This is a genomic window from Kribbella sp. NBC_01505 (genome assembly GCF_045040285.1).
Lineage (GTDB): Bacteria > Actinomycetota > Actinomycetes > Propionibacteriales > Kribbellaceae > Kribbella.
Window position 1 is genome coordinate 8021318 of sequence record NZ_CP109425.1, and the last position, 24420, is coordinate 8045737.

Consider the following 24420-nt stretch of genomic DNA (forward strand, 5'->3'; position numbering starts at 1 on the left):
GCTATGCCGCCGACGAGTCGCACCAAGCCACCGACTGAGTCAGTTGCACGTTCCTGCAAAAGCATCCGGGCCAGGGATCGGATGTGGCCCGGATGCTTTACAGGTCAGGCAGATTGCACCAGGACTGGGCGGGGGGCTGGTGGGGCGAGGGTTAGTAGGTCTAGACCGGCTACGCCGTAGCGGAGCAGGACCAGGCGGGCTACTTCGGCGCTGACGCCGAGGGGGCGGGAGACGGCTACGGCGCCGGCCTTGCGGGACATGGCTTCTGCTCGGTCCGGGAGGATGCCGGGGGCCAGGAAGAGGGAGCCTACTGCTACGTGGCGGCGGCCTTCTAGGCGCCATTGGAGGACGGCCTCGGCTGGGGACGGGGTGGCGGCGCAGACGAAGGCGGCCGTCACGGGCAGCTTGTGGCGCTGGCCCCAGAGGCGGGCCAGGCGGGTCACGCTGGCGTTGGCCTGGGCGTCGCTGGATCCGGCGGCGGCGAGGACGAGGGCGTCGAGCTCACGCACCCGGCCGTCCTTGAGCTCGGCGCGCATCCGCCGGTCCAGCACGTCCAGCAGCGAGTCGTCGTACCCGAGCACGTCGGAGGCGATGATCTGCAGGTTCGGGAAGCGGCTGCGCGACTCGTCGATGACGGCCGGTACGTCGATCCGGGCGTGGAAGGCGGACGACATCAGCAGCGGCAGGACGACGATCTCTTCCACGCCCTCGGCGGCGAGCTTGCCGATCACCTGGTACGGCGTGGGCGGGCAGTGGTCGAGGAAGGAGGCTTCGATCCGCAGGTCGTCACGCATCTCGCGCAGGCACGTCACGAGAGAGTGGACGGTGGCAGCCGACCGCGGGTCGCGGCTGCCGTGGGCGAGGATCACGAGAGCTGGAGCAGTCACAGCAGTTCCCCTTCTTCGTCGTCGATCATGCCTGCCGCCAGCGTCCACCCGTCGTGGGCGTCGATCAGCAGGAAGGATCCAGTGATGTTGTTACTGGAGTACGGGTCGGCGGCCAGCGGTGCGGCGATTTTGAGCTGCACCTTGCCGATGTCGTTCAGATCCAGTCCGGCGGCGTCGATGACACCGAGTGAATCGAGATCGAGCACCCCGGAGATCTTGGTGACGATCGCCTGGGCCGTTGTGGTGGTGTGTTTGATCAGCAGCCGGGCGCCCACGGTCAGCGGACGTTCCGACAGCCAAGCCACAGTTGCGGAGAGTTCCCGGCGGGTGCCGGGGGAGGAGTCGGCCGCGACGATGACCGAGCCGCGGGCGACGTCGAGGTTGTCGGCGAGCCGGACGGTCACCGCCTCACCGGCGACCGCGGACGGCCGCTCGGCCACCGCGGTCGCTGTCGCGGACACGATCGCGCGGTCGATGCCGGAGACCGTCGTACGGCGGCCTGCCGGCAGCACGATCACGTCGTCGCCGACCGAGACGGTGCCGGAGGCAACGGTCCCGGAGTAGCCGCGGTAGTCGCGGTACTCGTCGTCGGTCTGCGGGCGGATCACGTACTGGACCGGGAACCGCAGCGCGCGGCCCGAGATGTCGGACCGGCCGGTCGCGTTCTCGAGGACCTCGAGCAGCGCCGGACCGTCGTACCAGGGGGTGTTCTCGGAGTGGGCGACGATGTTGTCGCCGACCAGCGCCGAGACCGGGATGGTCTTGAGGTCCGCGATCTCGAGCTGCTCGGCGAGCTGCTCGACGTCCTTGGTGATCCCGGTGTAGACGGCCTCGTCGTAGTTGACCAGGTCGATCTTGTTCACCGCGAGCACCACGTGCGGGACGCGGAGCAGGCCCGCGACGGCGAGGTGCCGCCGGGTCTGTTCCAGTACGCCGTGCCGCGCGTCGACGAGGATGATCACGACATCGGCGGTCGAGGCGCCGGTGACCGTGTTGCGGGTGTACTGCACGTGCCCGGGGCAGTCGGCCAGGATGAACGAGCGCTTGTCGGTCGCGAAGTACCGGTAGGCGACGTCGATCGTGATGCCTTGTTCACGTTCGGCGCGCAGGCCGTCGGTGAGCAGGGCGAAGTCGAAGTCACCGCCGCGGGCCTCGGAGACCGTCTTCACATGCGCGATCTGGTCGGCGAGGATCGCCTTGCAGTCGTGCAGCAACCGTCCGACCAGCGTGGACTTGCCGTCGTCGACCGAACCGGCCGTGGCAAGCCGGAGCAGTTGCCGGTTGAGGGGAGTGCTCATCAGAAGTACCCCTCTCGCTTGCGGTCTTCCATGGCGGCCTCGCTGGCCCGGTCGTCGGCGCGGGTCGCGCCGCGCTCGGTGATGGTGCTCGCGGCAACCTCGACGACGACCTCGGCGGCGGTCGCCGCGGCGGACGCGACGGCGCCGGTGCAGGACATGTCGCCGACGGTGCGGTAGCGAACGGTGCGCGGGGCAACGGTCTCGCCGTCACGAGGCTGCGAGTAGGGGCCGACGGCAAGCAACATGCCGTCGCGCTCGAACACGTCCCGCTGGTGCGCGTAGTAGATCGAAGGCAGCGGGATCTGCTCGCGCTCGATGTAGTTCCAGATGTCCAGCTCGGTCCAGTTGGACAGCGGGAACACCCGCACGTGCTCGCCCGGCTTGTGCTTGCCGTTGTAGAGCGACCAGAGTTCGGGGCGCTGGTTGCGCGGGTCCCACTGGCCGAACTCGTCGCGCAGACTGAAGATGCGCTCCTTGGCCCGGGCGCGCTCCTCGTCGCGGCGGCCGCCGCCGAAGACCGCGTCGAAGCGGTGCTCGTTGATTGCGTCGAGCAACGGTACGGTCTGCAGCTGGTTCCGGGTGCCGTCCGAGCGCTCCCGCAGCCGGCCGTCGGCGATGTAGTCCTCGACGCTCGCGACCTCGAGCCGCAGGCCCAGCTGGGCCACGGTCGTGTCGCGGTAGTCGAGCACCTCGGTGAAGTTGTGCCCGGTGTCGACGTGCAGCAACGTGAAGGGCACCCCGGCCGGCGCGAACGCCTTGCGGGCCAGGTGCAGCATCACGATCGAGTCCTTGCCGCCGGAGAACAGGATCACCGGCCGCTCGAACTCGGCAGCCACCTCACGGAAGACGAAGATCGACTCACTTTCGAGGGCGTCGAGCTCGGTCACCGTGTGTGTAGTCAGGGGAGTCTCCAATGTGACGGTCATGTGTGGAGCCCGCATTCGACCTTGCCGGTGCCCGACCAGCGGCCGGAACGAGGGTCCTCGCCGGGTGCGACGCGCTGGGTGCAGGGCTCGCAGCCGATCGAGGGGTAGCCGTCGTACTGGAGCAGGTTGACCAGTACGCCGTTGTCGCTGATGTAGGAGTCCAGGTCGTCCTGGGTCCACGGGGCGATCGGGTTCAGCTTCACCATGTCGCGCTTCTCGTCGTACTCGACCAGCGGCGTGTTCGCGCGGGTCGGTGCTTCCTCGCGGCGGATGCCGGTGACCCAGGCCTTGTAGTGCGACAGGTGCCGGTTGAGCGGCTCGACCTTGCGGAGCGCGCAGCACTGATCCGGGCGACGCTCGTACAGCTTCTCGCCGTACTCGGCGTCCTGCTCCGCGACGGTCTGCAGCGGCGTGCCGTTGATCAGGTTGATCGGCAGCATCGACGCGACCGCGTCACGGGTGCCGATCGTCTCGACGAAGTGGTAGCCGGTGTCGAGGAACAACACGTCGACACCAGGAGCCGCCTCGGCCGCCAGGTGCGGGAGCGCACCGTCGGCCATCGAGGCGGTGACCACGAGGTCGTCCCCGAAGGTCTCCCGCGCCCACGCCAGCACCTCCTGCGGCGAGGCATCCGCTAATCGTTCGTTCGCCTCCTCGGCGAGCGACTTCAGATCTGTACTCATTCGACGTTCACCCGCAACCCGATCATCTTGAGCGAAAACACCCGTGCACACGGCCGGCACTCCCACGCGCCATGCCCTTCCTCCGATGGCCGGAGGTCCTCATCCCCGCAGTACGGGCAATAAAGCGGTGCAGCACGCTCGCTCATGTCAGTGCCTCCTGGTCAGCTCGGGTGGCCCACTGGGCGAATCGCTCGCCCTCGTTGCGCTCCTTCAGGTAGTTCTGGGTGACGCGCTCGACGTAGTCGGTCAGGTCGTCGGACGTGACCTTGTGACCGCGCAGCTTGCGACCGAAGCCGGCGTCGAGGCCGAGCCCGCCGCCGAGGTGCACTTGGTAGCCCGGTACTTGGTTGCCGTTGGCATCCAGGACCAGCTGGCCCTTGAGGCCGATGTCGGCGACCTGGATCCGGGCGCAGGAGTTCGGGCAGCCGTTCACGTTCACAGTGATCGGTACGTCGAGGTCGGGGATCCGCTCCTCGAGTTCGTCGATGAGCTGGGCCGCGCGGGCCTTGGTCTCGACGATCGCCAGCTTGCAGAACTCGATGCCGGTGCAGGCCATCGTGTTCCGCCGCCAGGCCGACGGCCGGGCCTGGAAGCCGAGCGCGGCCAGTTCGGTGACGAGCGACTCGACCTTCGACTCCTCGACGTCCAGCACGATCAGCTTCTGCTGGGCGGTGGTCCGGATCCGGTCCGAGCCGTGCGCGGCGACGACGTCCGCGACCTGGGCGAGCTTCTCGCCGGACACGCGACCGACGACCGGCGCGACGCCGACGAAGTACTTGCCGTCCTTCTGCTTGTGGACGCCGACGTGGTCGCCCTGGACGGCGGGGATCTCCGGTGCCGGGCCGTCGATCAGCTTCCGCTTGAGGTACTTCTCCTCGAGAACCTCACGGAACTTCTCGATACCCCAGTCCGCGACCAGGAACTTGATCCGCGCCCGGGTCCGCAGCCGGCGGTAGCCGTAGTCGCGGTAGATGCTGCAGATGCCCCACCAGGCCTCGTGGACCTCGTCGAGCGGCACCCACGCGCCGAGCCGCTGGGCGAGCATCGGGTTCGTGGACAGGCCGCCGCCGACCCAGACGTCGAAGCCCGGGCCGTGCTCGGGGTGCACGACCCCGACGAACGCGATGTCGTTCACCTCCGGTACGACGTCGTGCGACGGGTGGCCGGTCATCGCGGTCTTGAACTTGCGCGGCAGGTTCGAGAACTCCGTCGTACCGATGTATTTCTCGACGATGTCGTCGATGGCCGGCGTCGGGTCGATGATCTCGTCGGCCGCGATCCCGGCGACGGGGGAGGAGATGATCACGCGCGGCACGTCGCCGCAGGCTTCGGTGGTGTAGAGGCCGACCGCTTCGAGCTTGTTCCAGATGGCCGGGATGTCCTCGACCCGGATCCAGTGCAGCTGGATGTTCTGCCGGTCGGTGATGTCCGCGGTGTCGCGGGCGTAGGTGGTGGAGATCTCGGCGATCACGCGGAGCTGCTCGGTGCTGAGCTGGCCGCCCTCGATCCGGACCCGGAGCATGAAGTACTTGTCGTCCAGCTCTTCGGGCTCCAGCGTCGCCGTCTTGCCGCCGTCGATGCCGGGCTTGCGCTGGGTGTACAGCCCCCACCAGCGGAAGCGCCCGCGCAGGTCGGCGGGGTCGATCGAGTCGAAGCCGCGGTGCGCGTAGACGTTCTCGATCCGGGCCCGGACGTTCAGGCCGTCGTCGTTCTTCTTGTTCTCCTCGTTCTTGTTCAGCGGCTCGCGGTAGCCGAGCGCCCACTGGCCTTCGCCCTTGCCCTTACGGGGGCGAGGCGTCTTGGCGGCAGGAGCAGAAGGTGCGCCAGTCATCCGGCAGGTGTCCTTGTCCTTGTGACAGGTGCGTCCGCCGCAGGGGGGATCGAAACGTCGTCGGTTCGATGCGTCTGCGCGGTGCGCACCCAGCGGTGATCGGGGAGATCAGGGGGCCTCGAGCGGGCCCGGCGGGGTGGCTGTCAGAAGATCGAAGGACAACAGATGGCGCTGCGCATCCGCCCGAGGTCGACATGAATCCGACCTACGAGGTGAGTGGAGCGGGCAGCGAGCATGTTCACAAGAGTCAGCGTGAACGGCTGACAAATCAACCCATCATCCTGCATCGCGAGATGCAATCTCACGATGTGGCTATCCCAACCAGTCTGGTGGGAATTGTTTCCCGCCTGAAACACGCTGGGCAATGAAGCTTGTACAAGAGATCTTGTCTAACTACCATGGACTCATGTCGCCGAAAAAGACCCGCTCGCCCGGAGCTTCCCGGGTTCAGGCCGTGGATCATCCGTTACGACGCCGGCTGCTGGACATCCTCGCAGTCGACGGGCCGTCCACCGTCTCGGTGCTCGCTGCGCGGACAGGGGAGATGGTCGGCAACATCAGCCACCACCTCAAGGTGCTGGCCACCGCGGGCGTGATCGAGGAGGTTCCCGAGCTCGCCAAGGATCGCCGCGAGAGATGGTGGAAGAGTGCCTGGTCGTCGTACTCGTGGCGCGTCGACGACAGTGAGCCCGGCGCCGAGCTGATCGGCGGGGTCGCCGAGGAGAGCAACGTCACGTACCGCGCCGGCAAGATCCGCGACTGGGTCGCCAAGCGTCCGGAGTACGGCGCGGCGTGGGGTGAGGCCGAGTTGTCGATCGATGTCTGGCTGAAGCTCACGCCGGAGCGGTTGGTCGAGCTGCGCGGGCGGATCCAGGACGTGCTGGAGGACTACGTCGACCATCCGTCGACCGAGCCGGAGGCGGAGCCGGTCTATGTCTTCGCTCAAGGAGTGCCGTCCCAGCCCTGACCCCTGTACTTTTCGTCGAATGAACAGGAAACTTTCCTAACTGTTCTCTGTTTTGTGATGGGCGACGGGAGGCTGCGGTGAAGGCGATACGCCGGGTGGGGTCTGTGGTGGTGGCGGCAGGACTGGTGCTGGGACTGGTCGGTCCGGTCGAGGCGGCCACGGGAGGTGCGGTCCGGGTCAACCAGCTCGGGTACGGCGCCTTCGACGGCAAATCGGCGTACGTGCTGAGCCAAGGGTCGGTGACCGGGAAGTCGTTCCAGGTCACCGACAGTCGTGGCCGGCGGGTTCTGACCGGGCGGGTCGGTGCCGGGCTGGGGGAGTGGAACGCGAAGTACAAGCACGTCGCTGCCGTGGACCTGTCCCGGCTGCGGGTGCCGGGGACGTATCGGGTCGAGGTGTCCGGGGTTGCCTCGTCGCCTGCGTTCGTGGTCCGGGCCGACGGGGATGCGTTGGCCACCTCGGCGAAGGACAAGGCGGTCACGTTCTTCACCGAGCAGCGGGACGGCGCGAACGTCGTACCGGGGTCGCTCGGGCGTAAGCCTGCGCACCTGACGGATCGGGCCGCGCAGGTCTACGAGACGCCGACGTTCGTGGATCCGGACACGGATCAGACGGTGGGGGAGCTGCAGCGGGTCGGTGGTCCGGTGGATGTCGAGGGCGGCTGGTACGACGCCGGCGACTACCTGAAGTTCACGCACATCGCGGCCTACTCGGAATCGTTGCTGTGGGCATCGGCCCGGGACGCCCGGCGGCCGGATCGTCAAGTGACGAACGAAGCTCGGCACGGCCTGAAGTGGCTGGACAAGATGTGGGACGAGAAGTCGAAGACGCTCTACATCCAGGTCGGCGTCGGGACCGGGAACGCCGAGGGCACGTTCATCGGCGACCACGACATCTGGCGGCTGCCCGAGGCGGACGACCAGCTGACTGCACCTGCCGAACGTCATCTGCGCAACCGTCCGGTGTTCCGGGCGGCGGCGCCTGGGAAGCCGATCAGCCCGAACCTGGCCGGTCGGACCGCGGCGGCGTTTGCGCTGGCGGCGCAGGTCGAGGCGCGGACGGATCGCAAGCTGGCTCGCAAGCACCTGGAGACCGCGGCGCAGATCTTCGCGCAGGCGAAGACCACTGGGGTTGGCCAGCTGACGACGTCGCTGCCGTTCGCCTTCTATCCGGAGTCGGCTTGGCGCGACGACATGGAGCTGGGTGCTGTTGAGCTCGCGTTGGCGGCGCAGCGGCTTGGCGATCGGCGGGCATCCGGTTGGGTGCGACAGGCGTCGTACTGGGCTGGTCAGTATCTCCAGCACGAGGCCGGCGGCGACACGCTGAACCTGTACGACGTCTCGGCGCTGGCGCATGCGGATCTGATCCGGGCGTCGCGATCGGACCGGGCGTTGGTTGCCAAGCTCACTGGTGATCTGCGGGCGCAGCTTGCGATCGGGACCAAGCGGGCGGCTTCGGATCCGTTCCGGGCGGGGGCGCAGTACAACAACTTTGACGCCGTACCGCACACCTTCGGACTGGCTGCGACGGCGCGTCTCTACCGGCAGGTCACCGGGGACCGGGCGTACGACACCTTCGGTGCGCAGCAGCTGGACTGGGCGTTCGGGGCCAACGCCTGGGGTGTCTCGTTCATGGTCGGTGTCGGCTCCAACGCTGGGCGCTGCCCGCATCACCAGATCGGCAACATCCTCGGTCGCCAGGTCGTCGGCGCGGTCGTCAACGGCCCGAACTCGGCCGGCCTCTTCGACGAAGGACTCGGCGACCACGTCGACGGTATGAAGGCTTGCCCGGCGAACGGCGTCGACCAGTACGCCGAGTTCACCGGCCGCGGCTCGCGCTACGTCGACGACGTCCGATCCTGGCAGGCGTCCGAACCCGCCGACGACTTCGCCGCGATCGCCGTCTACGCCCTCACCCGCTGACCCACCAGACTGGCTCCATGCCAGCGCAAACCCTCACCCTCCTCCAACCGCGCTTCACCATCACCCACGTCGCCGACGGCATCCCCGCCGTGCCGTCCGGCGACTGGTGGGCGCTCTCCCACACTCCCGAAGGCACCACTCTCATCGCCGAGGGCGACTCGACCGAACCCTGGCGAGCCTTCTACAACCAAGAACCCCACGCCCTGGACCAACCCGGCATGCTCGCCTCGATAGTCCACCCGCTCGCAGCCGCCGGCCTCTCCGTCTGCGCCGCCTCCACCTACCAAGCCGACCTGGTCCTAGTAACCGAAGCCGACCTCCCCACAGCCATCACCACCCTCCAATCCGCCGGCCACACCATCACCGACGACACGGCGTAGCCAACGACATGAGGTGGTGCTGCGGTTGACCACCTGCCGGGCTGGTTCAGGCGGTCGGTCGACTGCGCCGGCCGACTACTACGTATCCTTCGCGACGCTGTTGCCGCAAGGGCGGGGTTTGGAGGTGGATAGGGTTGGGGCGTGCTGAGTGCGGGGGAGATTGCGGCGGGGGTTCGGGCTGGGCGGTTGACGGCTGCTGAGGTGGTGGGGGAGGCGTTGGGGGCGGCTCGGCGGTTGGATCCGGTGTTGCATTTCGTGGATGAGCTGGATGGTGACCGAGCGCTTCGGCTGGCTCGGGAGGTGGATCCGGACGGGGTGCTGGCGGGGGTGCCGTTCTTGGTGAAGGCGCGCACGCCACCGGGGTCGCCGATCATCGAGCGGTTGCTGGCGGCGGGGGCGATTCCGATCGGTACGGCGACGCGCGCGCGACCGGGGCCCGGTTCGCAGACGTATGGGTGGAACGGGAGCGACTACACCCGCAATCCGTGGGACGTCACCCGTTCGCCAGGTGGGTCGACGGCTGGGGGAGCGGCGGCGGTTGCGGCCGGCGTCGTACCGCTCACAACAGGTGGTGACAGTGGTGGGTCGCTGCGGATCCCCGCATCGTTCTGCGGGTTGGTGGGGTTCAAGGGCACGCTCGGCCGGGTGCCGCGCGCGGTGGGCCGCGCGTTGGGCGGGCTCACCACCGCCGGAGTGATCGGCGCGAACCTCGACGACGTCATGCTGGCAACGAGTGTGGTGAGCGGACCGCACCGACTCGATCCCACAGCACTACCGTTCTGGCCGGTGCCGGTGCTCGCCGACAAGCCGTGGAAGGTCGCCTACCTGTCCACGCTCAGTCAGTACGCCGTAGACGCCGGCGTGGACGCGATCGTGCGCGACCGGCTGACAGTCGTCGAGGTGATCGACGTACCGCTCGACCTGTTGCCCACCGACGACGCATGGCAGGTCCTGTCCGACCTGGACGCCGGCTGCGGCACCGAGGCGACGGCTTCAATCAGAGCTCGCGAGGTGCGGGACCGCAACAACACCGCGCTCGCCGATCTGTTCGACGTGGTCGACGCGCTCGTCACCCCGACCACGCTAACTGTTGCCCACGGCTACGACCAGTACAACGAGAACATCATCGTCGGCGACCCCTGCTGGGCGTTCAACGTCACCGGTCACCCCGCCGTCAGCGTGCCGGCCGGGCTGCTCGACGGCCTGCCGGTGGGCCTGCAAGTGGTCACCCCGCACGGCGATGACGCGACCGCCCTGGCCGTCGCGAAGCAGCTGATGGTCGAGCTGCCCAGACCCTAGCGCGGGTGCTTGTTGTGCCAGTCCTTCATGGTCTGCACGAGATCGGCATGCACGAAGGTAAAAAAGTCCGCGGCCTCGGCGAGCCGACGGCCGACGGTCGTATCCGCGCCGAAGAGGTTGGCCCCGTAGCTGCTGCTGGCGGCCCATTCGGTCAGCGCCTGGTTGCGGCGTTCGAGGATCGCGGCGAACACGTCCTCGCGGATCCGGTAGTGATCCTTGCGCGAACCAGGCATCCGCTCCCGCGAGATGAACGACATCTGGATCAGCTGCCGGACCGCGCCCGAGACCGCAGGCTGGCTGATCTTCAGGGTGTCGGCCAGCTCGGCCGCGGTCATCGTCCCGTCGGGGCTGACCAGCATCCGGCCCATCACCCGCGCCGACATCGTCGGTACGCCGCTGTTCGCCATCACACCGGCGAAGCGTTCGACGTACTGACTGATCTCTTCCGGGGTGGGCGTCATGATTGAACCTTACATTAATTAGAAGATTCTGATTGTTGCCGAAAGCAAGAAGCCGGCGCCGTTCCGCGGTGGGAACGGCGCCGGCCGGGATGATCAGCTGAGCACGAGGCCCGGGTAGAGCGGGTGCTTGTCGAGGATCTCGGCGGAGGCCGCGCGGGTCTTGTCGGCAACCCCGTCGGCCAGCACGTACTTGGCCTTCGACGGCGCACCGGCGGCGGTCGTGGTCGGCGTCACCGAGGACAGCACGTCGACGATCAGCTCGGCCACCTTGTCGAACTCGTCGGCGCCGAAGCCGCGGGTGGTCAGGGCCGGCGTACCGATCCGGACGCCCGAGGTGTACCAGGCGCCGTTCGGGTCGCGGGGGACCGCGTTGCGGTTGGTGACGATGCCAGCGTCGAGCAGCGCCGACTCGGCCTGCCGGCCGGTGATCCCGTACGCCGAGACGTCCAGCAGGACCAGGTGGTTCTCCGTACCGTCCGTGACGAGCTTGACGCCACGCTTCATCAGACCCTCGGCGAGGGTGACCGCGTTGTCGGCGACGGCCTGCGCGTAGGTCTGGAAGGACGGCTGCCGGGCCTCTGCCAGCGCGACCGCCTTGGCGGCCATCGTCTGGCTGAGCGGACCGCCCAGGACCATCGGGCAACCGCGGTCGACGGACTCGGCGTACTCCGGCTGGCACAGCACCATGCCGCCGCGCGGGCCGCGCAGCGACTTGTGCGTGGTGGTCGTGGTGACGTGCGCGTGCGGCACCGGGTCGAAGTCGCCGGTGAAGACCTTGCCCGCGACCAGACCGGCGAAGTGCGCCATGTCGACCATCAGGGTGGCGCCGACCTCGTCGGCGATCTCGCGCATCTTCGCGAAGTCGACCTTGCGTGGGTACGCCGAGTAACCCGCGATCAGGATCAGCGGCTTGAACTCACGGGCCTTGCGGGCGACCTCGTCGTAGTCCAGCAGGCCGGTCTCGGGGTTGGTGCCGTAGGAGTGCTGGTTGAACATCTTGCCGGAGATGTTCGGGCGGAAGCCGTGCGTCAGGTGACCGCCGGCGTCCAGTGACATGCCGAGCATCCGCTGGTCGCCGAGCGCCTTGCGGAGCTTGCTCCAGTCCTCGTCGGACAGGTCGTTGACGTGCTTGGCCCCGGCCTCGGCCAGGGTCGGGGACTCGATCCGCTGGGCCAGGATCGCCCAGAAGGCGACCAGGTTGGCGTCGATGCCGGAGTGCGGCTGGACGTAGGCGTGCGGGGCGTTGAACAGCGCCTTGGCGTGCTCGGCCGCGGCCGTCTCGACGGTGTCCACGTTCTGGCAGCCGGCGTAGAAGCGGTGCCCGACGGTGCCCTCGGCGTACTTGTCGGACAGCCAGTTGCCCATCGTCAGCAAGGTGGCCGGGGAGGCGTAGTTCTCACTCGCGATCAGCTTCAGCGAGGAGCGCTGGTCTTCCAGCTCGGCCTTGATCGCTCCGGCGATCGTCGGCTCGACGGCGGCGATCACCTGCAGGGCGTTGTTGTACGCGGCCGACGCTGCGGCAGCGTCGAAGGGTTGATGAGTCATCGATGTCTCTCCTGCGGTTTGCAGTGGGTCGAAGGCACCCAGGCGCACGGTGCCGACGGTTTTCGCTCCCCGGTGGTTCTCCACCTCAGCGCGCCAGTCGCGACCCTGGTCACCCTATCGTGCGTGCGCCGTACTCAGGACCTGCGGGCGTACCGGTAGGCCAGCCAGTTGTCGGCGGCACGTTGCGCCTGCTGCGGGGTGAACTCGGACAGACAGGCGTCGTCGCTGTAGTCCATGAAGTTGTGCACCGGCGCGAGGCTCGAACCGTCGCAGGCCAGCTTGCCGGTCGGGCAGCCGTCGGTCGGGCTCGCCTCGGCCGGGGTGTCTGCCACGTAGTCACCTTGGGTGGTGCAGCCGTTCTGGAAGACGTGATAGAGCCCGAGCCAGTGCCCGGTCTCGTGCAGGGCCTGCTTGCCTTCGTTGAAGTGCGTGCTCGCGCCGCCGGGCAACGTCGTGTATTTGATCATCACGCCGTCCCGGACCGGGTCGTCGGCGCGCGTCCACGGGAACGTGGCGATGCCGATCAGCCCGCTGAGCGATCCGTCGTTCGGGTCCTGGTACTGCGGCTCGTTCAGGTAGAGGTTGAGATCGCCCGGCCCGCCCTTGTGGAGTGCGGTCTTCATCGCCGCCTCGTCCGGCAGGGTCGGACCTTCGTCGGAGGTGTGAACGGTGTGCCAGGTCTTGTTGTCGGTGTAGTCCAAGCCGACGAGTGTGAAGGCGAACATGTTCGCGGACGTGGCCGCGAAGTTGCGGTTCAGCGCCTGGAGCTGCTTGACGACGTCGGTGGGTGAAACCTTGCCGGTCGCGCCGTCGTGGACCACGTGCACGTAGACCTGGATCCGCGCCTGACCTTTGCCGACCTTGGCGTGCACGGTGCCGTCCGGGTCCTTGGTCAGCAGGCGCCGGGGGAGTGCGCCGGACGCGTACGCGTCGCGGAGGATCTGCGGCGCGCGGCTGCCGTCGGGGAGGACGTCGTCCTGAGCGGCCCGCTGCCCGCCGATCAGGTCGCGCGGTCGGTCGGTGTGAGCTTGCTGCGGCGTGAGGCAGTCCACCGGAGTGGTTGCACTGGCCACGGGGGCTACGAGCGCCGAGCCGACCAGTGCGGCCGCGAACACGAACTGACGGGCTTTGAGCATGAGGTCGACGATAGGTCGGCTGTGGGTCAGTCGATCGTGCGCTCGACGATCTCCTGGAACGGCGTCGTACGCGGCAGGGTCCCGAACACTCCACCCCAGTCCCCGGCCAGGCGCGACGCCACGAACGCGTCCGCCACCGCAGGCGTCGAGTGGCGCACTAGCAGCGACGCCTGCAGGCACAACGCCATCCGCGCCGCCAGCCGCCGAGCCCCGGCCTCAGCGCCGTCGATGTCTGACAGAGCCTGCAGTACGTCGTGCACTGCCGCATCCAACCGATGGTCCGCACCCTGTGCCGCGCCAACCTCCAGCAGCCAGGCATCCAGAGACTCCGGTCGCCGCAAGGCGCGTAGTACGTCGAGTGCGTTCACGTTCCCGGAGCCTTCCCAGATCGAGTTCAGCGGCGACTCCCGGAAGAGCAGCGGCAACCCCGACTCCTCCACGAACCCGTTCCCGCCCAAACACTCCAGCGCCTCCGCCACCATGAACGAAGTCCGCTTGCAGACCCAGAACTTTGCCAACGGCAACGCAATCCGCCGGAAGGCTCCGGCCGGGTCGTCGCCGGAGGCTGAGGCATCCACGGCGGCGGCCAGCCGCATCGCGAGAGCGGTTGCTGCTTCGCTCTCGATTGCGAGGTCGGCCAGGACGTTCTGCATGGCGGGCTTGTCGGCGAGCAGGCCGCCGAAGGCTGAGCGGTGTTTGGTGTGCCAGACGGCTTCGACCAGGGCTTTTCGCTGGAGGGAGGCGGAGCCCAGGACGCAGTCGAGGCGGGTGGCGGCGACCATCTCGATGATGGTGCGGACGCCGGCGCCTTCGTCGCCCAGGCGGTAGCCGACGGTGCTGTGGAACTCGACCTCGCTGGACGCGTTGGAGCGGTTGCCGAGTTTGTCCTTCAGACGCTGCAGCGCGAACGTGTTCCGGTTGCCGTCAGCAAGCACCCGGGGGACGACGAAACAGCTCAGTCCGTCCGACGCCTGGGCGAGCACCAGGAACACGTCGACCTGAGGCGCCGAGCAGAACCACTTGTGCCCGTCCAGCAGATACTCCCCATCCCCGCCTGCCGGAGTCGCCGTGGTCAGGTTTGCCCGGACGTCCGAACCACCCTGCTTCTCGGTCATCCCCATCCCCGCCAGCACGCCACGCTTCGCTGCCCCGGGCAACCGCCGTACGTCGTACTCGGTGGAAGCCAGTTGCGGAACCCACTCGGCCGCGAGCCGCTCGTCGGTCCGCAAAGCCGGTACGGCGGCATACGTCATCGAGATCGGGCACCCGTGGCCGGGCTCGACCTGCGACCAGACGTAGAACCCGGCCGCCCGGGTCAGATGTGGGGAGGGCTGGGAACTCGTCCACGGCGCGGCCTGGAGCCCGAAGCCGACGGCCTGCTCCATCAGCCAGTGCCACGACGGGTGGAACTCGACCTCGTCGATCCGGTTCCCGTAGCGGTCGTGGGTGCGCAGGACCGGGGGATTCTGGTTCGCCGGGAGCGCGTGGGAGAGCGCTTCCTCGGATCCCGCGACCTCTCCGATCCGGACCAGACCGGGATCCTTCACGAGGTCCGCGTACGGCCGCAGAGCGTCACCGAGGGCAGCGTCGGAGGTAAAGAAGTTCACCCCGTGCAGTGGGGGAGCCTGATTCGTTGCAGCGTTTGGGTCCGCCATGTCAGTACGGTAAGCGGTATGGCACGTTCAGGGGCAGGGCCCGCGAGTGGGAGCTCGGTCTCCTTGGCATGGGTCCGCAAGATCCCCTCGACGATCTGGAAGCTGCTCACCCAGACGGTCGGGGAGTGTCTGCGCTACCGGGTCACCGGGCTGGCCGCCGAGGGCGCGTTCTTCGCGATCCTCTCGCTGCCGCCGCTGATCTTCGGGCTGGCCGGCAGCCTCGGCTACATCGCCGACCGCTGGCTGAACGTCGTACAGATCGCCCAGATCAAGCTCGAGATCGCGGCGCTCGCCGCGAGAGCGCTCACCGACGACTCCGTGAACAGCGTCATCGTGCCGACCCTGGACAAGGTGCTGAACGGCGGCCGGCCGGACGTCATCTCGATCGGTTTCGTGCTGGCCCTGTGGTCGGGCAGCCGCGCGCTGAACGTGTTCGTCGACACGATCACGATCATGTACGGGATGGGCGGCAAGCGCGGCATCGTCCGGACCCGCGCGCTCTCCTTCAGCCTGTACAGCATCGCTCTGGTGATCGGCGTGATCGTGCTGCCGCTGGTGCTGGCCGGTCCGGACGCCGTCGACCACCTCCTCCCGCCCCGCCTGGACTTCCTGAACCAGCTGTACTGGCCGGTCGTCACGATCCTCTCGGCGGGCTTCCTGAACACGCTCTACCACGTCTCCGTGCCGGTCCGGACGCCCTGGGTCTCGGACCTGCCGGGTGCGTTCCTGGCGCTGTCGATCTGGATCCTCGGCAGCTTCGTGCTCCGCTGGATCCTGCAGAGCACAGTCGGCGGTACGTCGATCTACGGTCCGCTCGCGGCGCCGATCGCCGTACTGATGTGGCTGTACATGACGACGATCGCCGTACTGATCGGTGCCGCCCTGAACGCGGTCGTGAACCGGCTCTGGCCGCCCACACTGCGGGAGTCGAAGGTGCGTGAGCCCGCACTGCCGAAGCTCGAGGACGACGATGAGGTCGAGCCGGTGATGAAGGCCGAGCCTGATCCCCACCACGAGGCGGAGCACTCGGACGACGAGCCCGACCCCGCGCTGACCCCGGTCGGTCACGAGCGGCCGGAGCTGCAGCTCGCCCGCAAGATCGAGAGGCTGGCCGAACCTAAGCCCACGCCGCCCAAGGCCGAACCGGAACCTGAGCCAGAGGTTGAACCAGAGCCTGAGCCGGAGCCGGAAGCGGCCCCGGAACAGACGGTGACCGAAAACCCGGTGCGCACGACGAATCGGACGACATAGGCTGGTCGCGTCGCGATCACCGGTCCTCGATCAGGACCCGCAGGAACTGGAAGGGAGGCACCCCGCCATGAGCCACTACGAGGCCCACAGCCGGGCCGTTGTCTCCCGTTTCGTCCGTCCGCTGAGCTGAGCTCGCGGCCGGACCTTCCGAAAGGTTCGTCATGTCCGTGACACTGCAGGCTCTGGGACTGGACAGTCTCACGGCCGACTATCTAGCTTCCGTTCCGGCCGAGCTCGTGCCGGGACGCGTCGCCCGGGTCGACAAAGGCCTGGCGACAGTTCTCACCGAGGACGGGCCGGTCCGCGCGACCTGGTCCGGTGCACTCCTCGGAGCGATCGCCGGCGACACCCACGCAGCGCCCTGCACAGGGGACTGGGCGTTGCTCCGCCATTGGCCCGACGACCGCATCACCGTCGAGTCGCTGGCTCCACGCCGTACGGCGATCGTCCGCGCCGAGGTCAGCGGTACGTCGAAAGGCCAGCTGCTCGCCGCGAACGTCGACGTGATCGCGATCGTGGTCGGTCTGCATCCCGAGCCGAACATCGGCCGGATCGAACGCTTCCTCGCGCTGGCGTGGGAGAGCGGTGCCCGGCCGGTCGTCGTACTGACGAAGGCGGACCTGGTCGGCGACGCGGATGCCGTGGCCGAGGATGTCGCGGCGGCTGCGCCCGGGGCCGACGTACTGGTGTGTAGTACTGCGACCGGTGAAGGCATGGACGCTGTGCACGAGTTGGTGGCCGGCGACGCGACGCTGGCGCTGCTCGGGTCAAGTGGTGCAGGCAAGTCCTCGCTGGTGAACGCGCTGGCCGGTGTGGAGTTGCTGGACGTGCAGGCGATCCGCGAGGACGGCAAGGGCCGGCACACGTCGGTACGGCGTGAGCTCGTGGTGCTGCCGAGCGGTGGCGTGGTGATCGACACTCCGGGGCTGCGGGGGATCGGTCTGCAGGAGTCTGGCGAGGGGCTGGCTGCGGCGTTCCCGGATGTCACGGCGCTGGCGGAGAGCTGCCGTTTCAAGGACTGTTCGCACGACGGTGAGCCCGGGTGCGCCGTGAAGGCCGGGCTGGTGGACGGGACGTTGTCGTATCGCCGGTACGAGAGCTGGGTGCAGCTGCGCAAGGAGGCGGCGTACATGGCGCGGCGGTCCGATGCGCGGGCGCGGCAGCTGGCGAAGAAGGAGTGGGTGCGGGCGAGCAAGTCCTACCGGCGGGACATCAAGCCGCGATAAGTGACCGGGGTGGTGGGGCGGGGAAGGTATCGGTACCGCGATGATCTGAGTATGGATCGTGCCGTCTTGATCACCGGTGCCTCGCGTGGCATCGGTGCCGCCACTGCCCACGCCTTCGCCGCCGACGGTGACCGGGTCGCCGTCCACTACAGCTCGTCCCGTTCGGCAGCCTCGGAAGTCCTGGCCGCGCTCCCCGGTAGTGGACATGTACTCGTCCACGCCGACTTGGCGGACCCAGACGCCGTACAGAGCATGGTCGATGAAGCTGCTGGGGCGTTGGGCCGCATCGACGTGCTGGTCAACAACGCCGGCGTCTACCACCCGCACCGCATCCGCGAGACGACGTACGTCGAATGGCAACAGGCGTGGGCCGACACCCTCGCCGTCAACCTGATCGGCCCCGCGAACGCGACCTGGTGCGCAGTCCGCCACATGCCCCGCGGCGGCCGCATCATCAACGTCTCCTCCCGCGGCGCCTTCCGCGGCGAACCCAACCAGCCCGCGTACGGCGCCTCCAAAGCCGCCATCGTCTCGTTCACCCAGTCCCTCGCCCGAGCCCTGGGCCCCGACGGCATCGCCGTCACCGCCATCGCCCCCGGCTGGACCACCACCGACATGGCCGCCGAAAACCTAGCCGGCGAAGGCCTGACCCGCCGAAGCCAAGAAAGCCCCCTCAACCGAGTAGCCGCCCCCACCGAAGTAGCAGCCGCCATCCTCTACCTGGCCAGCCCCGCCGCCGAGTTCGCCACCGGCACCATCCTCGACTTCAACGGCGCCTCCCACCTACGCCTCTAACAACCCCCGCTGCCATCACCCAGCGCGCACGCCGACCCTGCACCACCCAGCACCACCCCCGCCCGGCCAGGGTCGTTCACCGGCGCTCGCCGGACCTCCGTCACCCAGTAACCCCCGCCGGACCTGCATCACCTGGCACCCGCCGCCCGACTGGGATCGTTCACCGGCGCTCGCCGGACCTGCACCACCCAGTAACCCCCGCCGGCCCACTGTTCTGCCCGCCCGCTGAGCGTGCCGCCACTCCCGCCCGCCGCCTTAATGGGTGCTGCCGGTCCGCCGACCGCCCCGCGCCGCCGCCTCAATGGGCGCTGCAGGCCCGCCCAGCCGCCCGCTCCACGCTCGCGACCCTGCCCCCACCCCTTGCCCAGCCAGCTGTTAGCGACCCAGGGTGCGTCGGCAGCTCTTTGTGCGCGCGCCGCATCTTTGGGCACCCACCAGTCGTTTCCGAGGCTCGCGAATGGTTGGTGGGTGCTCAAAGCCGAGATCCGTGCCCAAGGTCATGGCTCGCGCCCAAAGGTGGGCCGGCGGCTCTTTGTGCACGTGCCGCATCTTTGTGCACCCATCAGTCGTTTTCGAGGCTGGCGGATGGCTGGTGGGTGCTCAAGGTTGAGGTTCGCGCCCAAAGGTGGGTCGGCGGTTCTTTGTGCACGCGGCGGGCGGTCGGTCGCGCGGGCGGGCGGGCGGGGATGAGACGGTGGGGCGTCGTTGTGCTCGGTTTGCGTGGATTTGCTGCCGCTATGTGGCAGTAGGTCTCCGTTGAGGTGGTTGGTGTGTCCCCGATTCGCGCCGTACCGGACAGGCCGGACACGTAGCCGGTGGTTGGTCGTCGCGGCGGCCGATTTGCTGAAGTGCTAGGTGGGCGTGGCCTGTGGTTGAGGGGGATGGCGAGGTCGGTGACCGAGTTTCGGTTGCTTGAGCTTCCGGGCTATGGCTGGGGTGGGCGAGGTGGGTCGTCTTTGAGGTGACCGTCGTTTGTGGTTGCTCGCGTCAGAACCGCCGCTGCGGGAGGTCCGGGGGGAGTCCGGGTGTTGTTTGTGGAGTCTCGTGGCCGCCATTTGGCAGTAGCACTCCACAGATCGGCCAGCCCGCGCCCTCGCGTACAGCACCAGCACCCATCCCGACCCGCAAGAGCGTGCCAGCCCAGGACGGGCAACCGCGCCAGCCCGACCGAGACACCAGTAGCAGACCACCCACCGCGGCATCGCACGAGCGCACCACATCCGCAGCCGGGAACGGTAAGGCCAACCCCAAGCCGTAGCAGGCAATCTCTCAGCGGACCGTGCCATAGCAGGAACTGCTTGAGCAGACCCGGGCCGTAGCGGGGAACTGTAGAGCAGACCCGAGCCGTGGCCGGAACTGTTCGAGCAGAGCCCAGCCGGAGCGGGGGACCGTTTGAGCAGACGCGAGCCGAAGCCGGCAACTGTTCAGCGGACGCGAGCCGTAGCCGGAACTGTTTGACCGGACGCGAGCCGGAGCGGGGACCTGTAGAGCAGACCCGAGCGGGAGCGGGGAACCGTTCAGCGGATCCAAGCCGGAGCGGGGAACTGTTGAGCGGACCCGAGCGGTCGCCGCCGATGCGAAGCGAGGCGAAGGGGGTGCGGGTGGCGAAGCCCCCGCCCGCGCCGAGCGAAGCGAAGGCGCACAAATGACGAAGGCGAGGCGGCGAGCGCTGTTAAGCGCCGCACACCTCGCCTATCGACTTCGTGGACGATACTGGGATCGAACCAGTGACCTCTTCCGTGTCAGGGAAGCGCGCTACCGCTGCGCCAATCGTCCATGCACTGCAAACCATTCGAGGTGGAGACGGGATTCGAACCCGTGTGGACGGCTTTGCAGGCCGCTGCCTAACCTCTCGGCCACTCCACCAGGCGTAAAGCCTGGCTCGTACAGCCATCTACGAGCGGACGACCGGGCTCGAACCGGCGACCTTAACCTTGGCAAGGTTACGCTCTACCAACTGAGCTACGTCCGCACTACGACCGGTTTGGTGTTCCCCGGCGCGAGCAGAACAGTAGCGCACTTTCGGCGTCTTCCAAAACTGGGTTTTCACGCCTGAAAACGGCCTCATTCGTCACACGCGCACCACATGTTCTGTCCACTCAACACGCCGTTCGGAACCGCCGGATTTCGTCTCATGTATCCGTCGCCTCCGCCGACGCGACTAACCTGCATACGGTGTCAGAACACCCCTTGGCTTTCCGTGAGACAGAGAGCCCATGGCGCCCGACCGAGGTCGTCGAGGAACTCAACGCACACCTCCACCTCCAACTGGAACTCGTCGGCCTCGACGACCTGGTCGGCGGCACCAGCGGAGCTGCTTACCTGCAAGGCCCCGACGGCAGGCAGTTCGTGCTCACCCGCACGAGCGCCGACGCGGACCTGATGCGATTGACGGCGGAGATCATCGCTCTGGCCAAACAACACGGCTTCCCAGTGCCGTCCCATGAGGCCGTCCTGCCTCTGCGAGACGGCCACACGGCTGTTCTGCAAGAGCGCCTCCCCGGCAGCCGCCCGACGACCGTCACCGCGGACCGCGTGGCAGCCATGGTCACGATGAACGAGCAGGTTCGCGAACCTGCTGGCCGATCGCCCAGACGTCCCACCGCCACCCGCACTCGCCACCAGCACCCGTCTTGAGGCCTGGACCAAAACCCTGGGTCGTTACAACCCCCGCACCCAGCGCCTCCTCACCGAGCTGGCAACCCTGGCCGCCGCCCAACCACCTTCGGCAGGCTCCGACCTGGTCCACACCGACTACACCCTCGGCAACATCCTGTACGACGCTGACGGGCAGATCTCAGCGGTCGTCGACTGGAACCGTGGCGCCGCCCGAGGCGACCGCCGCTTCGCCTTGATCGCCACCCGTCACAACCTGCAAGAGGAAGGCGCCCAGTACGGCGTCCAGCCGGCAGCGATCACCAAACTCGACGAGATCATCCAGTCGACGATCGGCCCACTGCTGCTGAGGACCTTCAACGCCTTCTGGGCAGCGCACAACCTCCACACCGCCATCAGCCACAACTTCCAGCCCAGCAGAATCGACCAGGACCTCCGCCACGCCGAATCAGCTCTCACAACCTGATCCAGAACCCGGCTCCGCTCCCACCCCGTGAAACGCTGTCCAGATGACCGAGTCCGCCCTCCCCAGGCCCCTCGCCACCCGCAAACAAGACACCCTCCACCGCCTGACCCACGACATCGACGCCTGGGTAGCCACAGCCTCACCAAACGGCACGCCGTACCTGATGCCCCTGTCCTTCCTCTGGACCGGCGCCCACCTCTACCTAGCCACCTCAGCCACCAACCCCACAGCAAAGAACCTCCACCAAAACCCCCACCTACAACTCACGATCGGCACCCTCCGCGACGTAGTCCACATCACCGCCACCACCGACCCCACCCAACCAACCCCCGAGGAAGCCGAAGCCTTCGCCACCAAAGCCGGCTTCGACCCCCGCCCCCTCCCCAACTACCCCTTCATCCGAGCCACCCCCACCAAAATCCAAGCCTGGCGAGAATCCAACGAAACAAAAGGCCGCCTACTAATGAAAGCCGGCACCTGGCTCCCCTAACTCCCAGCCTCAGCCAGACCACCCGGGCGGCCCCTGCCGACGATAAGCAGTTGCGCACCATCCGCTCGCGCCAGGAAGCTGCGTCCCGGGCTGTCCCTCGCGACCACCTGCTCGACGGCCAACCACGGGGTGCTCTCTCCGCTCAACCGGCGATCGTGTCCGCCAGTACCTGCCGCCCGGCGGCCTCGACGCTGATCATGCGCTGCGCCGCCGGCGCGCCGAGCGCCGCGCCCGCGAGGCTTCGCCGGTCAGTGGGATCCGCCGGTCGGGCGACTCGGGCAGGGCCGCGAGCTTGCCGAGCAGCTCGTGCAGCTGGTCGCGGTCGTGCGGATCGAGCCCCACGAACAGGCTCTCCTGCAGGCTCGCGGCGGTCGCGTCCGCGACAGAGAGCCGCGTTCGGCCCTCGTCTGTGACCTGCACCAGGTAGGCGCGGCGATCGCGTGGATTGCGTTCGCGGACGATCAAGCCCTGCTCTTCGAGGTGGTCGATGAGATCGACGATCGTGCTCGGGTCGACGTAGAGCCGGCCGGCGACGTCCTGCTGCGTGACTGGCCCGCACGCGGCGAGCACGCGCAGCACCGCGTGATGGCTTCCGCGCAGCCCGTGCGCGGCGAACGTGTCGTCGGCCAGGCGCTTCAGCGTCTCCGAGACCTTGCACAGCAGGTAGTCGGTGCGGTCCTGCAACTCGGCCGGTACCAGGGATCGGGAGGCCGTGGTGATCGACGGCTCGCGTGGCGTCACTCATGCAGCATAAACCGAGCGGTCAACGATTGCACCAACTATAGTTGGGCACCCAATGATTGTCAGGAACATGATCGCTTGCGTTCGCGCGGGCGCGAAGGAAGATGAGGTGTGCCATGAACCTGATGTCACATGCCGCGCATGACGCGTCGGAAAGCCTCGGAGCACGGGTGAACATCGTCCGGCCGGGTCGCACCCTGGCCATCGTCTGCATCGGGTTCGCGATGGTGATCGTCGACACAACGATCGTGAACGTCGCACTTCCGGCGGTACGCGACAGCCTCGGCTCGGACCTGTCGACGCTTCAGTGGGTCGTCGACGGCTATGTCCTGGTCCTGGCCAGCCTGCTGCTCTCCGGTGGTGGGCTTGTCGACCGGTTCGGCAGCGCCCGGGTGTTCCGGCTTGCCGTGGCGCTGTTCACCTTGGCCTCCGTGGCGTGTGGGCTGGCCCCGAACAGCGCCGTACTGGTCGGGGCGCGGCTGGTCCAGGGCGTCGCAGCGGCGATGCTGATGCCCGCCGCCATGGCATTGATCTCCAAGGCCTACCCGGACCCGGCCGCGAAGGCCAAGGCCGTCGCCCTGTTCACGACGGCCGCCGGCAGTCCCCAAGCATTCGGTCCCGTGCTCGGTGGGGTGTTGGTCACCACGATCGGTTGGCGGAGCATCTTCTTCATCAACGTCCCGATCGGACTCTTGACGCTTGCCCTCGCCGCCCGAGGCGGCCTGCCCTCCGCCGAGCCGGACCGCGGCACGCGGTCCGACGTCGTCGGCCAGGCGCTGGTCGTCGTCGGGCTCGCTTGCCTCACCGGCGCGCTCATCGAGGGTGGATCGCTCGGGTGGTCGTCGCCCCTTGTGGTCGTCGCAGCCGCCGTCGCTCTGGTTGCGGCAGCCGCGTTCGTCGTGCGGGAGCGCCGTGCCGCCGCTCCGATGCTCCCGGCCGCACTCGTGGGTGCACCGCGGCTGATGCCCTTCGTTGCGATCGGTCTGCTGTTGTTCACCGCCTACTACGGCCTGCTGTTCGCCTTGAGCCTCTTCCTTCAGCAGGTTCACCAGCTCGACGCCCTACAGACCGGGCTCCAGTTCCTCCCGTCGGCGCTTCCGGTGTTTCTGCTGCCGGTACTCGCCGGGCGCCTCTCGGTCAGGTTCGGTGTCCACCGCGTCACCTTGTGTGGCCTAGCGGTGGCTGCAGTCGGTGCTTCCGCGCTGCTCGTGGTGAGCACTACGAACGGTGCTCTGCCGTTGACGGTCGCGCTGTTCGTCCTGGGTTGCGGCGTCGGCCTGACGGTCGGTCCGCAGATCGCACTCGTCGTTGGCGCCGCACCTGACGGCACAGCGGGCACCGCAAGCGGACTGCTCAATGCCGGCCGGCAGACGGGCAGCGTCTTGGGCGTCGCCGTCCTCGGCGCGATCGCCGGGGTCGGCGTGACCGCCCAGGATCGGGTCTCGGGCCTGCACATCGCCGCTGGAGTGGCGGGTGTACTGCTGGTGGTGGCCGTTGGTCTCGCGGCGCGCCGGCCGGCGCGCGAGCGAACGACGGCCCGGTCGTGAGCGACGAGAACGAGTTGTTCACGACAAGGGCCCCAGCCGCTCGCGCTGCCTTCTTGCTGACCGAAGAAAAGTGAAACGAGAAGAGCGGGGACCTGACATCTGCCGGGTTCCCGCTCTGACCTACGTGTTCTTGCTGTGGGCGATACTGGGTTCGAACCAGTGACCTCTTCGGTGTGAACGAAGCGCGCTACCACTGCGCCAATCGCCCAGGCGTGGTGCGTGTTGCTGGTGTTGCCTGGTGGGGTCTTGCGGGTGAAACCTTAGCGCATGATTCGGCGACGTTCTAATCGGGGCGGGC

General features: G+C 67.9%; 22 protein-coding genes, 4 tRNA genes, 1 pseudogene and 1 riboswitch. Of the genes and pseudogenes, 12 read left to right on the plus strand and 15 right to left on the minus strand.

Translation table 11 applies throughout. The annotated features are described in order from the left end of the window. Nucleotides 1-104: 104 nt before the first annotated feature. The 5 genes from OG474_RS37675 to OG474_RS37695 all read right to left on the minus strand — a co-directional run bounded on the left by OG474_RS37675 (nucleotide 105) and on the right by OG474_RS37695 (nucleotide 5625). Entirely contained in the window at nucleotides 105-887 is a 783-nt protein-coding gene (locus tag OG474_RS37675) for a sirohydrochlorin chelatase (protein WP_405058426.1), read from the minus strand. Further along, a complete protein-coding gene (locus tag OG474_RS37680) occupies nucleotides 884-2185 on the minus strand; it encodes a sulfate adenylyltransferase subunit 1 (protein ID WP_405058427.1) in 1302 nt (433 codons plus the stop codon). Before OG474_RS37680 ends, OG474_RS37675 begins: the two co-directional genes overlap by 4 nt. Further along, a complete protein-coding gene (cysD, locus tag OG474_RS37685) occupies nucleotides 2185-3111 on the minus strand; it encodes a sulfate adenylyltransferase subunit CysD (protein ID WP_405058428.1) in 927 nt (308 codons plus the stop codon). The genes OG474_RS37680 and cysD overlap by 1 nt, the downstream gene beginning before the upstream one ends. Then, the gene (locus tag OG474_RS37690; RefSeq protein ID WP_405058429.1) at nucleotides 3108-3794 is read right to left on the minus strand and encodes a phosphoadenylyl-sulfate reductase; all 687 of its coding nucleotides are present in this window, start codon (nucleotides 3792-3794) and stop codon (nucleotides 3108-3110) included. The genes cysD and OG474_RS37690 overlap by 4 nt, the downstream gene beginning before the upstream one ends. 142 nt (nucleotides 3795-3936) lie before the next feature. Beyond that, nucleotides 3937-5625 (minus strand): nitrite/sulfite reductase, encoded by a 1689-nt coding sequence (locus tag OG474_RS37695; RefSeq protein WP_405058430.1) that lies wholly within the window; start codon nucleotides 5623-5625, stop codon nucleotides 3937-3939. A gap of 406 nt (nucleotides 5626-6031) precedes the next feature. Between OG474_RS37695 and OG474_RS37700 the strand changes: the two genes are divergently transcribed. From OG474_RS37700 to OG474_RS37715, 4 genes are all read left to right on the plus strand, one after another. Further along, entirely contained in the window at nucleotides 6032-6592 is a 561-nt protein-coding gene (locus tag OG474_RS37700; RefSeq protein WP_405058431.1) for a winged helix-turn-helix domain-containing protein, read from the plus strand. A 77-nt stretch (nucleotides 6593-6669) separates the two neighbouring features. Continuing rightward, on the plus strand, nucleotides 6670-8514 hold the full coding sequence (locus OG474_RS37705; RefSeq protein WP_405058432.1) for a glycoside hydrolase family 9 protein: 1845 nt from the start codon (nucleotides 6670-6672) through the stop codon (nucleotides 8512-8514). 17 nt (nucleotides 8515-8531) lie between these two features. Beyond that, on the plus strand, nucleotides 8532-8894 hold the full coding sequence (locus tag OG474_RS37710; RefSeq protein WP_405058433.1) for an ACT domain-containing protein: 363 nt from the start codon (nucleotides 8532-8534) through the stop codon (nucleotides 8892-8894). A gap of 141 nt (nucleotides 8895-9035) precedes the next feature. Then, nucleotides 9036-10193, plus strand: a complete 1158-nt coding sequence (locus OG474_RS37715; protein WP_405058434.1) for an amidase — start codon at nucleotides 9036-9038, stop codon at nucleotides 10191-10193. Here the strand turns inward: OG474_RS37715 and OG474_RS37720 are convergent. The 4 genes from OG474_RS37720 to OG474_RS37735 form a co-directional block, all read right to left on the minus strand. Next, nucleotides 10190-10654 (minus strand): GbsR/MarR family transcriptional regulator, encoded by a 465-nt coding sequence (locus OG474_RS37720; RefSeq protein ID WP_405058435.1) that lies wholly within the window; start codon nucleotides 10652-10654, stop codon nucleotides 10190-10192. The two genes, OG474_RS37715 and OG474_RS37720, sit on opposite strands and share 4 nt — an antisense overlap. Before the next feature lie 93 nt (nucleotides 10655-10747). Continuing rightward, entirely contained in the window at nucleotides 10748-12199 is a 1452-nt protein-coding gene (locus OG474_RS37725) for a glycine hydroxymethyltransferase (protein ID WP_405058436.1), read from the minus strand. A 29-nt stretch (nucleotides 12200-12228) separates the two neighbouring features. Then, nucleotides 12229-12310: riboswitch (ZMP/ZTP riboswitch) on the minus strand. Nucleotides 12311-12333: 23 nt separating this feature from the next. After that, complete coding sequence (locus tag OG474_RS37730) at nucleotides 12334-13335, minus strand: zinc metalloprotease (RefSeq protein WP_405058437.1); 1002 nt, start codon at nucleotides 13333-13335, stop codon at nucleotides 12334-12336. Nucleotides 13336-13361: 26 nt separating this feature from the next. Further along, nucleotides 13362-14990: an acyl-CoA dehydrogenase family protein gene (locus OG474_RS37735; protein ID WP_405058438.1), complete on the minus strand. Its 1629-nt coding sequence runs from the start codon at nucleotides 14988-14990 to the stop codon at nucleotides 13362-13364. An 18-nt stretch (nucleotides 14991-15008) separates the two neighbouring features. On the opposite strand from OG474_RS37735, the gene OG474_RS37740 reads away from it, so the two are divergent. Continuing rightward, nucleotides 15009-16241, plus strand: a complete 1233-nt coding sequence (locus tag OG474_RS37740) for a YihY/virulence factor BrkB family protein (RefSeq protein WP_405058439.1) — start codon at nucleotides 15009-15011, stop codon at nucleotides 16239-16241. A 16-nt stretch (nucleotides 16242-16257) separates the two neighbouring features. Here the strand turns inward: OG474_RS37740 and OG474_RS37745 are convergent, their stop codons facing one another. Then, a complete protein-coding gene (locus OG474_RS37745; protein WP_405058440.1) occupies nucleotides 16258-16404 on the minus strand; it encodes a hypothetical protein in 147 nt (48 codons plus the stop codon). Here OG474_RS37745 and rsgA point away from each other — a divergent pair. Next, complete coding sequence (gene rsgA / locus OG474_RS37750) at nucleotides 16403-17467, plus strand: ribosome small subunit-dependent GTPase A (protein ID WP_405058441.1); 1065 nt, start codon at nucleotides 16403-16405, stop codon at nucleotides 17465-17467. The genes OG474_RS37745 and rsgA overlap by 2 nt on opposite strands. A gap of 51 nt (nucleotides 17468-17518) precedes the next feature. Continuing rightward, the gene (locus OG474_RS37755) at nucleotides 17519-18262 is read left to right on the plus strand and encodes an SDR family NAD(P)-dependent oxidoreductase (RefSeq protein WP_405058442.1); all 744 of its coding nucleotides are present in this window, start codon (nucleotides 17519-17521) and stop codon (nucleotides 18260-18262) included. A gap of 1704 nt (nucleotides 18263-19966) precedes the next feature. On the opposite strand, the gene OG474_RS37760 is transcribed toward OG474_RS37755, so the two are convergent. From OG474_RS37760 to OG474_RS37770, 3 genes are all read right to left on the minus strand, one after another. Further along, a tRNA-Val gene (locus OG474_RS37760) sits at nucleotides 19967-20038 on the minus strand. Between the two features lie 19 nt (nucleotides 20039-20057). Beyond that, nucleotides 20058-20128: transfer RNA gene (locus OG474_RS37765), tRNA-Cys, on the minus strand. A 33-nt stretch (nucleotides 20129-20161) separates the two neighbouring features. After that, a tRNA-Gly gene (locus OG474_RS37770) sits at nucleotides 20162-20234 on the minus strand. Nucleotides 20235-20437: 203 nt separating this feature from the next. Between OG474_RS37770 and OG474_RS37775 the strand changes: the two genes are divergently transcribed. The 4 genes and pseudogenes from OG474_RS37775 (at nucleotide 20438) to OG474_RS37790 (ending at nucleotide 21834) form a co-directional block, all read left to right on the plus strand. Continuing rightward, a complete protein-coding gene (locus OG474_RS37775; protein WP_405058443.1) occupies nucleotides 20438-20899 on the plus strand; it encodes a hypothetical protein in 462 nt (153 codons plus the stop codon). A 16-nt stretch (nucleotides 20900-20915) separates the two neighbouring features. Further along, a pseudogene (locus tag OG474_RS37780) lies at nucleotides 20916-21023 on the plus strand (hypothetical protein); the annotation flags it as partial. A gap of 90 nt (nucleotides 21024-21113) precedes the next feature. Continuing rightward, on the plus strand, nucleotides 21114-21344 hold the full coding sequence (locus OG474_RS37785) for a hypothetical protein (RefSeq protein ID WP_405058444.1): 231 nt from the start codon (nucleotides 21114-21116) through the stop codon (nucleotides 21342-21344). Nucleotides 21345-21387: 43 nt separating this feature from the next. Beyond that, nucleotides 21388-21834, plus strand: coding sequence for a pyridoxamine 5'-phosphate oxidase family protein (locus tag OG474_RS37790; RefSeq protein ID WP_405058445.1), 447 nt, complete (start codon nucleotides 21388-21390; stop codon nucleotides 21832-21834). Nucleotides 21835-22029: 195 nt separating this feature from the next. Here the strand turns inward: OG474_RS37790 and OG474_RS37795 are convergent, their stop codons facing one another. Further along, nucleotides 22030-22575 carry a MarR family winged helix-turn-helix transcriptional regulator gene (locus OG474_RS37795; protein WP_405058446.1) on the minus strand — a complete coding sequence of 182 codons (546 nt, stop codon included), beginning with the start codon at nucleotides 22573-22575 and terminating at the stop codon, nucleotides 22030-22032. 116 nt (nucleotides 22576-22691) lie between these two features. On the opposite strand from OG474_RS37795, the gene OG474_RS37800 reads away from it, so the two are divergent. Then, the gene (locus OG474_RS37800; RefSeq protein WP_405058447.1) at nucleotides 22692-24122 is read left to right on the plus strand and encodes an MFS transporter; all 1431 of its coding nucleotides are present in this window, start codon (nucleotides 22692-22694) and stop codon (nucleotides 24120-24122) included. A gap of 136 nt (nucleotides 24123-24258) precedes the next feature. On the opposite strand, the gene OG474_RS37805 is transcribed toward OG474_RS37800, so the two are convergent. After that, a tRNA-Val gene (locus tag OG474_RS37805) sits at nucleotides 24259-24330 on the minus strand. Between the last annotated feature and the right edge of the window lie 90 nt (nucleotides 24331-24420).